The following is a 12,657-nucleotide window of genomic DNA, read 5'->3' as shown; positions in this document are numbered from 1 at the left end:
GTGAAAACGAATAGTGTAAAAAAAATGTATTTGCCACGGACTATCACTGTTTCGCTGGCAGCAATGTGGTATTTTTGTCCGAACATTCGCCCGGAGTGGTGAATGTCTTATGGACATTGTCTCAGGGAGCACATGGATGCGTTCAACAGCCCGCCTTACCGCTGTGATTACTTTCGTCAGTATGCTGGCGATGCTACTGATGTTATCAGGGTGTATTGCCAGTTTTCTATGGCTGAATAAAGAGAGAATTAAGCATCAGTTTAATACACTGACAACCTCCGTGGATCAGTCCTTGTTTAACCATACCCCGGCAGAAATGGAGCCATGGCTGCGTGGCATTATGCCGGTCGTCAATATTGAAAAGCTCGAGTTATATGATGGTAAGCAGGCGGTACTTTCCCTGAGCCGTCATGAAGTTCCGCTGGTTGAAGATACGCCCAATCAGTTTTACTCTTTTTCTGCCCCGTTGCTTTACCATCCTTCTCTGACATTGCGTATTGCGATGCTTAATCCGGCCTGGACCTGGCTGCGTTCGTTTATCGGAATATCAACATTTGTCTTTATGGGTATTGTCGTGCTGGTGATGTCTGTATTACTGGTGTTATTGCATTTCTGGTTACTGCGGCAGTCAACGGGTGTTGCCTTACTCGAAGCCCGTACCCGGCGGATATTACAGGGAGAACGTTCTGCGGGAGTGAAAGGGGATCGCGGAGAGTGGCCTGCAGGTATTGGTCAGGCGCTGGACCGTTTATTACAGGAAATAGAGCAGGCCGGGGTCCGGCGGGCAAGGATTGACAAGCTTATCCGTGAATTTGCATCACTGGATACGGAAAGCGGTCTGCATAACCGGCTGTTTTTTGATAATCGTTTTGCCACCTTACTGGATACACAGGAAGAGGCCAGTGACCATGGCTGTATCATGATGATTCGGTTTTCCGAAGCTGATTTGCCCGGCACAGGAAACTACGGCCAGGATGATAATCAGCGGCTGTTCGAATTTTTGCATGGGATATCGGCTTTGCTCTCCTGCTACCCCGGAGCATTACTGGCCCGCTATTTTCAGCAGGATTATGCGGTACTGCTGCCGCATCGTTCACTGAAAGATGCTGAAAGCATTGCGGCTAAGTTACTGACTGCGGCAGACGCGCTGGTGCCTCTGCATCATTATGATAAAGAAGATTTTATTCATATTGCGATCAGTGACTGGCGGCGTGGTCAGTCAGTAGCCGGAGTGATGGAGCAGCTACATATCGCTATGCGCAGGGCAACGCTGCTGGGCGGGAATAACTGGGCTGTGGAAGAAAGTCATGCCGTCGCTATGGGCCGTGGCAGCGTACGCTGGCGGACATTGCTCGATAAAACCTATCAGCAGGGCGGGCCGCGATTATATCAGAAAGCGGTGACTGACTTGCAGGGAAAGGTGCACCACCGGGCGCTTCAGGGACGGATTAAAGAAGATAAAAAATATATTTTAGCGGCAGAGTATATGCCGCTGGTCTGCGATATGGGGATGGCTGCCTGCTGGGATCGTCAGTTGCTAACGAGGATCATTAGCTTGTCTGCGGCGGGCAAACCAGAGGCATGGTCATTCCCGCTGACAACAGATGCTTTGTTACAGGGTTCTTTTGTGCAATGGCTGTATAAGATGCTATTACATGTCCCCCGGCCGCAAAGAAAACACTTTTTATTTGAACTTGCTGAAGCAGATGTCGGTCAACATATTTGCCGGTTACTGCCTGTTTTGCGTGGACTGACAGCCTTCGGGTGCCGGATTGTGGTCAGTCAGGCCGGGCAAACACTGGTCAGCAGTGCTTATTTACAGCAGGTGAAACCAGAGATCGTCAAACTGGACTCCGGGCTGGTACGTAATATCGACCGGCGTCCTGAAAATCAGTTACTGGTCAGCAGTCTGGCAGAGAGTTGCCTTTCCAGTTCGACATTAGTCTTTGCTACCGGGATCAGGACACAGGAAGAGTGGCTGACGCTGGTAAATTTAGGGGTTAGCGGTGGACAAGGTGATTATATTGCGCCACCCTTACCGGTTAAATTTGTACATCGTGATAACTGATAAAAAAGGCAGCCGGAGAGCGGAATAGCCTGCTGAGCAGGGATTTGTTTTCTTCATTGATGAATTCAATGTCCGCGCAGAATAGCGATAGCCAGTAATTAAACACTAAATGTTAGATTTTGTTTCTGACATGAGTCAGTGGTAAATGTGTCTGTCCGAAAAATGTCGGGTTTACAGTGTTGTGATGAGCGTTGTCATAGCCGATGATAACAGAAATCTACAATTGATTATTTTTTCACCGGAGTCGAATGTTTTTGCGCCTTGTGGCAGCTCCGAGTGGTTGGTAAAGTAAGCGGATTTTATTTTCCGCCCCCAGCTTGCAGGATTACCCCTTAGTATGTTTAAAAAATTTCGTGGCATGTTTTCTAATGACTTGTCCATTGACCTGGGTACCGCCAATACCCTGATTTATGTAAAAGGACAAGGCATCGTGCTGAACGAGCCTTCTGTGGTTGCTATCCGTCAGGATCGTGCCGGCTCGCCAAAAAGTGTTGCAGCTGTTGGCCAGGAAGCTAAACAGATGCTGGGTCGTACACCTGGTAATATTGCAGCGATTCGCCCGATGAAAGATGGTGTGATTGCAGACTTTTTCGTTACCGAAAAAATGCTTCAGCACTTTATTAAACAAGTGCACAGTAACAGCTTTATGCGCCCGAGTCCGCGTGTACTGGTCTGTGTGCCTGTAGGAGCAACCCAGGTTGAACGTCGCGCTATCCGTGAATCGGCATTAGGTGCCGGTGCCCGTGAAGTCTTCCTGATAGAAGAACCTATGGCAGCGGCTATCGGTGCCGGACTGCCGGTTTCTGAAGCGACTGGTTCCATGGTCGTGGATATCGGCGGGGGGACCACCGAAGTCGCGGTTATCTCTCTGAATGGTGTTGTCTATTCGTCATCAGTCCGGATCGGGGGAGATCGTTTCGATGAAGCTATCATCAATTATGTCCGTCGGAATTATGGTTCACTGATTGGCGAAGCGACCGCCGAACGCATCAAGCACGGGATTGGTTCTGCATATCCGGGCGACGAAGTTCTGGAAATTGAAGTTCGTGGCCGTAACCTGGCAGAAGGTGTTCCCCGCGGTTTCACCCTGAATTCCAACGAGATCCTCGAAGCATTGCAGGAACCGTTAACCGGTATCGTCAGTGCAGTCATGGTGGCACTGGAACAATGTCCGCCGGAACTGGCTTCTGATATTTCAGAACGGGGTATGGTCCTGACAGGCGGTGGTGCACTGTTACGGAACCTGGAGCGCCTGTTAATGGAAGAAACCGGTATCCCGGTTGTGGTGGCTGAAGATCCGCTGACCTGTGTCGCGCGCGGTGGGGGTAAAGCTCTGGAAATGATTGATATGCACGGCGGGGACCTGTTCAGCGAAGAGTAATCCTTGCTGGCAGAGCTGTAATGTTTTGGCTGGCGTTTTTCGCCGGCCACGTTGCTCTTTATGTACACCCAATGATGACGTGTCCAGCCTAAGGGAGTGCAGGCTAATCGCACTCCCTTTATATTTGTCGAGGAACACGCAGGATTTATGAAGCCGATTTTTAGCAGAGGACCGTCTCTGCAGTTACGCTTAGTATTAGCAGTAGTTGCTGCGATAGCGATCATCATCGCTGATAGCCGTATGAGTTCTTTCCGCGAGATCCGCAGCTATCTTGATACTTCGGTAAGCCCGTTTTACTTTCTGGCTGATGGCCCGAGACGTTTTCTGGATGGTGCTGCTGAAACCTTTGCCTCACGGCAAATGCTGGAACAGCAAAATACCGCATTACGCCGGGAACTGATGCTGAAGAATAGCCAGTTGCTGCTGCTGGATCAGTATAAAGAAGAAAATATCCGGCTGCGGGAGCTGCTCGGTTCCCCCTTGCGTCCGGGTGAGCGTAAAATGATTACTCAGGTGATCTCCGCCGGGGCAGATCCTTACAGTGACCAGGTGATCATTGACCGGGGCAGTGATAGCGGGGTTTATGAAGGTCAGCCGGTGATTAGTGATAAAGGCGTCGTCGGTCAGGTGGTCTCTGTCGGAAAATTCAGCAGCCGGGTGATGCTGATTTGCGATGCATCCCATGCTTTACCGGTTCAGGTATTACGTAATGATGTCCGTGCTATCGCCTCCGGGACCGGGTGTTCAGAAAGTCTGCAACTGGAAAATATGTCCGGTACCCCTGATATCCGGGTGGGTGATATGTTAGTCAGCTCCGGGCTGGGCGGGCGTTTTCCTGAAGGATATCCGGTGGCCGTTGTCTCTTCGGTAACAGTGGACACCAGACAGGCAGCAACAATTATTCAGGCCAGGCCGACGGCCGGGTTACAGCGTCTGCGTTACCTGTTGTTGCTGTGGGGCGCGGGTGATACAGACAGCAATTCAGTAACGCCGGAAGCGGTACATCAGGCGGCGGATCAGCGACTGATGCAAATGATGCCACAGGTACTGCCACCGGCAGGTGAAGCAGGTAAGACGGCCACCAGTGATTATTCAGCCGGCACCGGCAGCACCAGCACCACGCCATCAGCAGATACTGTGCGTGGAGAACGTCCTTGAGCAGCCGTTACCGCAGCCAGGGCCGCTGGGTCATCTGGCTATCTTTTATTATTGCTCTGATGCTGGAAGTGATGCCGTGGCCGGAGCAAATTTATATGTTCCGGCCATCATGGGTACTGCTTATTCTGCTGTACTGGGTACTGGCTTTACCCCACAGAGTGAATGTGGGGACGGGTTTTTTCCTCGGGGCGGTAATGGACCTTATTGTTGGTTCGACCCTCGGTGTCCGTGCACTGGCATTAAGTCTGGTCGCCTATCTGGTGGCTTACAAATTTCAGCTATTCCGTAATCTCGCCCTCTGGCAACAGGCCTGCATGGTGACGGTATTGTCGTTGTTTGTCGATGTCGTGGTGTTCTGGGCAGAATTTATGGTCAGCGATGTTGCCTTTCGTCCGGAAATTTTCTGGGGTGGGCTGGTTAACGGTATTCTCTGGCCGTGGTTATTTTTGCTGATGCGTAAAATTCGTTATCAGTTTGCTGTTCAGTAAGGAACCCTATGCACAGCTTATATCTTGCTTCCGGTTCTCCGTGGCGTCAGGAACTGCTGGCCCTGTCAGGGCTTACTTTTGCTCGTTTAGTGACTGACGTTGAAGAGTGCCGTCATCAGGACGAATCTCCGCAGGATTATGTGTGTCGTTTGTCGGTCGATAAGGCACAAGCCGGTGTCCGTATTGCACCGCAGGACTTACCGGTGATTGGCGCGGATACCATCGTAGTGACTGAAGGCAGAGTGCTGGAAAAGCCACGTGATGAAGTCCATGCCCGACAGATGCTGGCGATGCTTTCTGGAAAAACGCATCAGGTGATAACGGCGGTTACTGTGGCAAACCGGCAATTTTCTCTGACCAGTAAAGTCATTACTGAGGTTACCTTTCGTCAGCTCAGCACGGAAGATATTGATCAGTATATTGCCAGCGGAGAACCGATGGATAAAGCCGGTGCTTATGGCATTCAGGGCAAAGGGGGGCGCTTTGTCCGCTCTATCGCTGGCAGTTATCACGCGGTGGTCGGACTTCCGTTGGTTGAGACGGAAGAATTACTCGGGCAGTTACAAAAGTTAGCGGCGGAAAAGGATAATCATGACGGCTGAATTACTTGTAAATGTGACTCCTTCGGAGACACGGGTTGCCTATATTGATGGCGGTATCCTGCAGGAAATCCATATTGACAGGGAATCCAAACGGGGGATAGCGGGTAATATTTATAAGGGCAGGGTCAGCCGGGTGTTACCTGGTATGCAGGCGGCATTTGTTGATATTGGTCTGGAAAAGGCGGCATTCCTGCACGCGTCGGACATTATGCCCCATACTGAGTGTGTTGCCGGCGAAGAACAGAAAAAATTTAATGTCCGTGATATTGGCGAACTGGTACGCCAGGGACAGGACCTGATGGTACAGGTGGTGAAAGATCCGCTGGGTACCAAGGGTGCACGGCTCACCACGGATATAACCTTACCGTCGCGCTATCTGGTTTTTATGCCAGGGGCTTCTCATGTCGGTGTTTCTCAGCGCATAGAAAGCGAGCAGGAACGGGAGCGGCTGAAAAATGTCGTTGCAGACTATTGTGACGAAAACGGCGGTTTTATTATCCGCACGGCGGCAGAAGGCGTCGGTGAAACAGAGCTGGCGCGGGATGCGGCATTCCTGAAACGGCTGTGGGGTAAAGTGTCTGAGCGCAAAAAAAGGAATCAGACCCGTTCGTTACTTTACGGTGAGCTGGCGCTGGCACAGCGGATCTTGCGCGATTTTGCAGAAGCAGAATTAGATCGTATCCGTATCGACTCGCGTCAGACCTACGAGCTACTGCTGGAATTTACCGCAGAATATATGCCGGAAGTGACTCAGAAACTGGAACTGTACAGCGGTAAGCAGCCAGTATTTGACTTGTATGATGTCGAGAACGAAATCCAGCGGGCGCTGGAGCGTAAAGTGGAGCTGAAGTCCGGCGGTTATCTGATTATCGACCAGACTGAAGCCATGACCACCATCGATATTAATACGGGAGCATTTGTCGGCCACCGTAATCTCGAAGAGACGATTTTTAATACCAATATCGAGGCGACACAGGCTATTGCCCGCCAGCTACGGTTACGTAACCTGGGGGGGATTATTATTATCGACTTTATTGATATGGCAAACAGCGAGCATCGCCGTCGCGTGCTGCACTCCCTGGAGGGGGCTCTGAGCCGTGACCGGGTGAAAACCGGTATTCATGGCTTCTCTGCGCTGGGACTGGTGGAAATGACCCGTAAACGTACCCGCGAAAGCCTTGAGCATGTGCTCTGCGGACAATGTCCCTCCTGTCAGGGGCGAGGTTCCGTCAGAACGATTGAAACCGTGTGTTACGAGATTATGCGTGAAATTGTCCGCGTACATCATGCCTACGATACGGACCGCTTCCTGGTGTATGCTTCACCGGCGGTGGGTGAGGCATTAAAGAGTGAAGAGTCTCACGCACTGGCTGAGCTGGAAATTTTTATCGGCAAACAGGTCAAAATTCATGCCGAACCACTGTACACCCGCGAACAGTTTGATGTGGTTATGATGTAATCTTCCCTGATCTGACGGGGGAAGTATTCTCCGCTGGCGGGGGGATGTTAAGCCGCTGATCGGCTATACTGCAGGACGGGCAGGGATATCTGCCAGCCATATTGGTTGTGTATTGTCGGATTCGTGTACTGAGTGCATCTCAAGGAGAATTGTGTGAGGCGTTTGCCCCGGATATTATCGCTGATCGTTGCTGCGCTGATAGTGATTGTTGCGTTGCTGATCAGCGGATTACGTATCCTGATGCCTTATATGAACGACTACCGGCCCCGTATTATGTCAGTTGTCTCTGCCATCACTGACAGCAACCTGAGCGCCGGTGAACTGACCGGACGCTGGGAAAACTTCGGCCCCGCCATCGAAATCAAAGATCTGCAAAGCACCCTTGATGATGGCACCGAACTGGAAGTCTCTCATGTCCGGCTGGCACTTGATGTCTGGCAGTCATTACTCCATGCCCGTCTGCAATTCCGTGACCTGACTTTCTGGCAACTGCAACTGACGCTTCCTGCTTTACCCGCCACCTCCTCTGCCGGCAGCGGGCATCTGGCTTCCGAACAGCTGAATAACCTTTTTTTGCATCAGTTTGACCACTTTATCCTGCGTGACAGCAGCGTTACCTTTCCCGCCCCGTCCGGGCAAATAGTCAAACTGGCCATCCCCAGTCTGACCTGGTTTAATGAGCGTAAACGGCACCGTGCTGAGGGTGAAGTCAGCCTGAGCAGCTTCACCGGACAACATGGTGTGGTGAAAGTCAGGCTGGATCTGCGGGATGTTAAACAGACCATTGATAATGGCCGTATCTGGTTACAGGCGGATGCAGTTGATGTAAAACCCTGGCTGGGGCGCTGGATGCATGACAACACAACACTGCAAACTGCAAAATTCAGCCTGAATGCCTGGGTGACTTTAAAAGATGGCGTTATGGATTCAGGAGATTTACTGCTGAGTAAAGGCAGTGCCCTCTGGCAGGCAGGACCTCAGCAGCATCAGTTAACGGTTGATAATCTGACCGCACATCTGTCCCGGTCCGGTCCTGGCTGGACTCTGGCGATCCCTCAGACGGGGCTGGAAACGGATCAGCAGCGCTGGCCGCAGGGGCTTTTATCCTTATACTGGCAGCCTGAAGGGAACAATCTGCTACCGGCGGCAGATGCCTCTGAAATCAGGTTACGGGCCACGCATCTTGATTTACAGCGTCTCGCACCACTGATGCCACTGGTTTCTCCGCTGGCACCTGAGCTTGCCGAACACTGGCAGGCACTGCAGCCTCAGGGCAGTGTGGATAGACTGGCGGTCGATTTTTCGTTACAGCATCCGCAGCAAAGCCGTTTTCAGGCCAGCTGGCATGATCTGGGGTGGCAGCAATCCCAGTCAGTACCAGCGGTCAGCGGACTATCAGGTAGCGGCAGTGGCAGTTTCGATAATGGCCAGCTGACGATTGCCGGGGGACCTCAGAATATCACGATAGGGGATATGTTCCGCGCACCGCTTGAAATGCAGTCTTTTTCCGGGGATCTGACGTGGGATACCCGGCAGGGGAATTTGTTGCTGGACGGAAAAAATATGAAAGCGGTTGCCCGTTCGGTTAACGCGGGTGGTGATTTTCGTTATCAACAGTCGGCCAAAGGGCAGCCGCGTCTGGATATCCTGGCGGGCATCAGTGTATCTGATGCCGGAGATGCCTGGCGGTATTTTCCCCATCATCTGATGGGGAAAGGGCTGACCGATTATCTGAGCGGGGCGATTAAAGGGGGGAATACCCGTAATGCGACACTGCTTTTTGCCGGTAATCCCCATGATTTTCCGTTCAGGCATAACGAAGGGATGTTTCAGGTCAGTGTACCGTTACGTGATGCCACCTATGCCTTCCAGCCGGACTGGCCGGCGCTCAAAAACCTGAATATCGACCTTAATTTTTCTAACGACGGTCTGTGGATGAAAGCACCGCGGGCACAGCTCGGTAACGCTGTCGCGACGAATGTCACCGCAGATATTCCGGACTACAGTAAAGAAAAGCTGATTATTAATGGGGATATCTCCGGCAGCGGCAGCGATATCCATGACTATTTTAAACAAACGCCGCTGGAAACATCGCTGGCAGCAGCCTTAGCTCAGTTACAGATTAAAGGTGATGTCAGCGGCCATCTGAATCTGGATATTCCGCTGGACGGAAAAGCGGTGACAGCCACCGGAAATGTGGTATTTAACCACAATGATTTATTTATCCGGCCCCTGAAAACCACCCTGAAAAACCTGCGTGGTAATTTCCGCTATAACAATGGCGCATTAAGCAGTGATCCTGTTCAGGCGACATGGTTTGGGCAGCCAGTGACTTTCAGTTTTTCCACTCAGCAACAAAAAGACGACTTTACCGTCAACGTCGGTCTGCAATCTGTCTGGTCTCCGGCAACATTAACGGTACTGCCGGATGTTCTGCGCTCACGACTCAGAGGACGTTTTCCGTGGCAGGGTAACGTGGATATTCGTTTACCCTATCACGGTGAAGCCAGCTATAAAGTGAACATCAGCGGCGATGCCGGTGGTGTAAGCAGTCACTTACCTGCTCCGCTATCGAAACCAGCTGGCGGTCAGTTCCCGTTTTCGGTTAACGTGACGGGTGACCTGCAGAGTTTTATTCTGAATGGCAGTGCCGGTAACGCTCAGCGTTTCACCAGCCGCTGGCTGCTGGAGCCGGAGCTACGACTTGAGCGCGGAATCTGGAAAAATAATACCACTAAGATCCCTGCGCTACCTGCCACAGGGGCGATGGTACTGAATTTACCGCCACTGGAGGGTGAACAATGGCTGTCATTATTCGGCAGTAATCACCTGTCATCCGCGAAATCAATACCATCTTCAGTGCCAGCTGTCGGACAGCTGAAACTGCCGGGGAATATAGAGTTACATACACAGTCACTGAATCTGGGCGGGCAGTATTGGAATGATCTGACGGTCTCCCTGTCACAGTCAGTTGCGGGGAATACACAGGTTACAGCTTCGGGTAAAGAAATTCGTGGTCAGTTACGGATAAACCAGCGTCAGCCATGGCAGCTGGATCTGAATTATCTGTATTACAATCCGCAGTCAGTATCAGGGACGCTGTTGAATCGTCAGGATACAGATACCCCGGCACTCAATTTCAGCCAGTGGCCAGCTCTGCAGATGAATTGCCAGCAGTGCTGGTTTGCCGGGCAGAATTTTGGCAGAGTTGCCGGTCGCCTGACCCCCTCAGGAAGCAAGTTAGTACTCACTAATGGCCAGGTAGATTCCGGCCAGGCCCGGCTGAAGATCAGCGGAGAATGGGACAATATTCCGGGGGCTCCGCGTTCGGCCCTTAAAGGTCAGCTGAGCAGTAAGGATATTGGTCAGACCAGTCAGTGGTTTGGTGTGACTACCCCGGTCAGGGAAGCTCCTGTGACTCTTGATTATGATTTACACTGGCGGAATGTCCCCTGGAAACCGGACATTTCAAGCCTGAGCGGTATACTGAAGCTGAACACTGGTAAAGGTGTGGTTGAAAATATCAGCACCGGCAGAGCCGGTCAGTTACTGCGGCTGGTGAGCGTGGATGCATTATTACGTAAACTCAGCTTTGATTTTAAAGATACTTTCAGCAATAAAGGCTTCTACTTTGATTCGGTCTCAGGCACCGCATGGATTGAAAACGGGGTATTACAGACTGACAATTTGCTGATCGACGGGCTGGAAGCGGATATTGCTATGCAGGGCAAAGCTGATTTTGTCAGACGGCGCTTAGGCTTTGAAGCGGTGGTTGCGCCTGAACTTTCGACCTCGGTCAGCGTGGCTACTGCATTTGTGATCAATCCGGTGGTTGGCGCGGCGGTATTTGCCGCCAGTAAAGTACTGGCGCCGCTGTGGAATAAAATTTCACTGCTACGCTATCATATTGGTGGCACGATGGACGATCCGCAAATAGAAGAAGTACTGCGTCAGCCACGGTCTGAGAAATGACTCAGATTTGACGACAGAGCAGAATTACAGCAGGCTATATCTAAACGCGATAATACGAGTGAGAAACGATGACACTGAGTCTGGTAAGTGAGCACCTGCTAACTGCTAATAACATTACACAGCAGGATCTATTTTCCCGGTTAGGCCAGCTTTCAGAACGCCGTCTGGATTATGCCGACCTTTACTTTCAGTCGAGTTACCATGAATCCTGGGTACTCGAAGACGGTATTATTAAAGACGGATCGTGGAATATCGATCAGGGTGTGGGCATCCGTGCCATCAGTGGCGAAAAAACCGGTTTTGCTTATGCCGATCAACTGACGCTGAAAGCACTGACCCGGAGTGCAGAAGCTGCGCGCAGTATTGTCCGTGAAGCGGGTAACGGAAAAATAAAAACACTGGCGAAAGTGGATCATACTCCGCGCTATCCGATACTGAATCCGCTGGATAGCCTGACCCGTGATGATAAAATAGCCTTATTACACCGGGTGGATAAGGTCGCCAGAGTAGCTGATCCGCGGGTACAGGAAGTCAGTGTCAGTCTGACAGGTGTTTATGAACAGGTACTGGTGGCTGCGACTGACGGTACTCTGGCGGCAGATATTCGCCCGCTGGTCAGATTGTCGGTCAGTGTACAGGTCGAGGACCAGGGTAAACGTGAACGTGGTGCCAGTGGTGGTGGTGCGCGTACCGGTTATGACTTTTTCCTTGCCGACGAAGACGGGGATGTCCGTGCCGATGCCTGGGCAAAAGAGGCGGTCCGTATGGCTCTGGTCAACCTCTCGGCAATCGCCGCACCGGCAGGTACCTTGCCGGTAGTGCTGGGTGCAGGATGGCCGGGAGTGCTATTGCATGAAGCCGTAGGCCATGGTCTGGAAGGCGACTTTAACCGTCGCGGAACATCGGTTTTTAGCGGGAAACTAGGACAGCAAGTGGCCTCAGAACTCTGCACTATTGTTGATGATGGCACCATGTCAGGACGCCGTGGCTCTCTGGCCATCGATGATGAAGGCGTACCTGGTCAGTATAATGTACTGATTGAAAACGGTATTCTTAAAGGTTATATGCAGGATAAGCTGAATGCCAGGCTAATGGGTGTGTCACCGACCGGTAACGGCCGCCGTGAATCTTATGCGAATTTACCGATGCCACGGATGACCAATACTTACATGCTGGCAGGGAAATCAACGCCACAGGATATTATTGAAAGTGTTGAATTCGGGCTGTATGCGCCAAACTTTGGTGGTGGTCAGGTAGATATTACTTCCGGTAAATTTGTATTCTCGACCTCTGAGACGTACCTGATCGAAAAAGGAAAGATTACTTCACCTGTCAAAGGGGCGACCCTGATTGGTTCCGGTATCGAAGCGATGCAGCAGGTTTCGATGGTCGGTAATGACCTGGCGCTGGATAAAGGAGTCGGTGTCTGCGGAAAAGACGGGCAGAGCGTACCGGTTGGCGTAGGACAACCGACATTGAAACTGGATAAACTGACCGTCGGCGGGACCGCCTGAGCAGCGTTTGCTCTC

8 protein-coding genes are annotated in these 12,657 nt (G+C 51.6%); all 8 read left to right on the top strand.

Annotation, left to right across the window (positions count from 1 at the left end):
• The first annotated feature begins 136 nt into the window (after positions 1–136).
• The 8 genes from csrD (at position 137) to tldD (ending at position 12,642) form a co-directional block, all read left to right on the top strand.
• A complete protein-coding gene (gene csrD, locus JK216_RS08625) occupies positions 137–2,068 on the top strand; it encodes an RNase E specificity factor CsrD (protein ID WP_212711518.1) in 1,932 nt (643 codons plus the stop codon).
• A gap of 337 nt (positions 2,069–2,405) precedes the next feature.
• Positions 2,406–3,449, top strand: coding sequence for a rod shape-determining protein MreB (mreB, locus tag JK216_RS08620; protein WP_025903794.1), 1,044 nt, complete (start codon positions 2,406–2,408; stop codon positions 3,447–3,449).
• 147 nt (positions 3,450–3,596) lie between these two features.
• Complete coding sequence (gene mreC, locus JK216_RS08615; protein WP_212707588.1) at positions 3,597–4,607, top strand: rod shape-determining protein MreC; 1,011 nt, start codon at positions 3,597–3,599, stop codon at positions 4,605–4,607.
• A 59-nt stretch (positions 4,608–4,666) separates the two neighbouring features.
• A complete protein-coding gene (mreD, locus tag JK216_RS08610) occupies positions 4,667–5,095 on the top strand; it encodes a rod shape-determining protein MreD (protein ID WP_249213077.1) in 429 nt (142 codons plus the stop codon).
• A gap of 8 nt (positions 5,096–5,103) precedes the next feature.
• Entirely contained in the window at positions 5,104–5,697 is a 594-nt protein-coding gene (locus JK216_RS08605; protein WP_212711519.1) for a nucleoside triphosphate pyrophosphatase, read from the top strand.
• A complete protein-coding gene (gene rng / locus JK216_RS08600; RefSeq protein WP_212707591.1) occupies positions 5,687–7,156 on the top strand; it encodes a ribonuclease G in 1,470 nt (489 codons plus the stop codon). The genes JK216_RS08605 and rng overlap by 11 nt, the downstream gene beginning before the upstream one ends.
• 153 nt (positions 7,157–7,309) lie before the next feature.
• Entirely contained in the window at positions 7,310–11,128 is a 3,819-nt protein-coding gene (gene yhdP, locus JK216_RS08595) for an AsmA2 domain-containing protein YhdP (protein WP_212711520.1), read from the top strand.
• A gap of 68 nt (positions 11,129–11,196) precedes the next feature.
• The gene (gene tldD / locus JK216_RS08590) at positions 11,197–12,642 is read left to right on the top strand and encodes a metalloprotease TldD (RefSeq protein ID WP_212711521.1); all 1,446 of its coding nucleotides are present in this window, start codon (positions 11,197–11,199) and stop codon (positions 12,640–12,642) included.
• Positions 12,643–12,657 lie beyond the last annotated feature (15 nt).

The sequence above is a fragment of the Tatumella sp. JGM94 genome, from assembly GCF_018257595.1.
Classification (GTDB): domain Bacteria; phylum Pseudomonadota; class Gammaproteobacteria; order Enterobacterales; family Enterobacteriaceae; genus Tatumella; species Tatumella punctata.
This window is presented reverse-complemented; position numbering and strand designations above follow the sequence as displayed.

Coding starts and splice junctions, on each gene's coding strand:
- rng (WP_212707591.1), top strand. CDS start 5,687: ATGACGGCTGAATTACTTGTAAATGTGACTCCTTCGGAGACACGGGTT.
- JK216_RS08605 (WP_212711519.1), top strand. CDS start 5,104: ATGCACAGCTTATATCTTGCTTCCGGTTCTCCGTGGCGTCAGGAACTG.
- mreC (WP_212707588.1), top strand. CDS start 3,597: ATGAAGCCGATTTTTAGCAGAGGACCGTCTCTGCAGTTACGCTTAGTA.
- mreD (WP_249213077.1), top strand. CDS start 4,667: ATGCTGGAAGTGATGCCGTGGCCGGAGCAAATTTATATGTTCCGGCCA.
- tldD (WP_212711521.1), top strand. CDS start 11,197: ATGACACTGAGTCTGGTAAGTGAGCACCTGCTAACTGCTAATAACATT.
- mreB (WP_025903794.1), top strand. CDS start 2,406: ATGTTTAAAAAATTTCGTGGCATGTTTTCTAATGACTTGTCCATTGAC.
- csrD (WP_212711518.1), top strand. CDS start 137: ATGCGTTCAACAGCCCGCCTTACCGCTGTGATTACTTTCGTCAGTATG.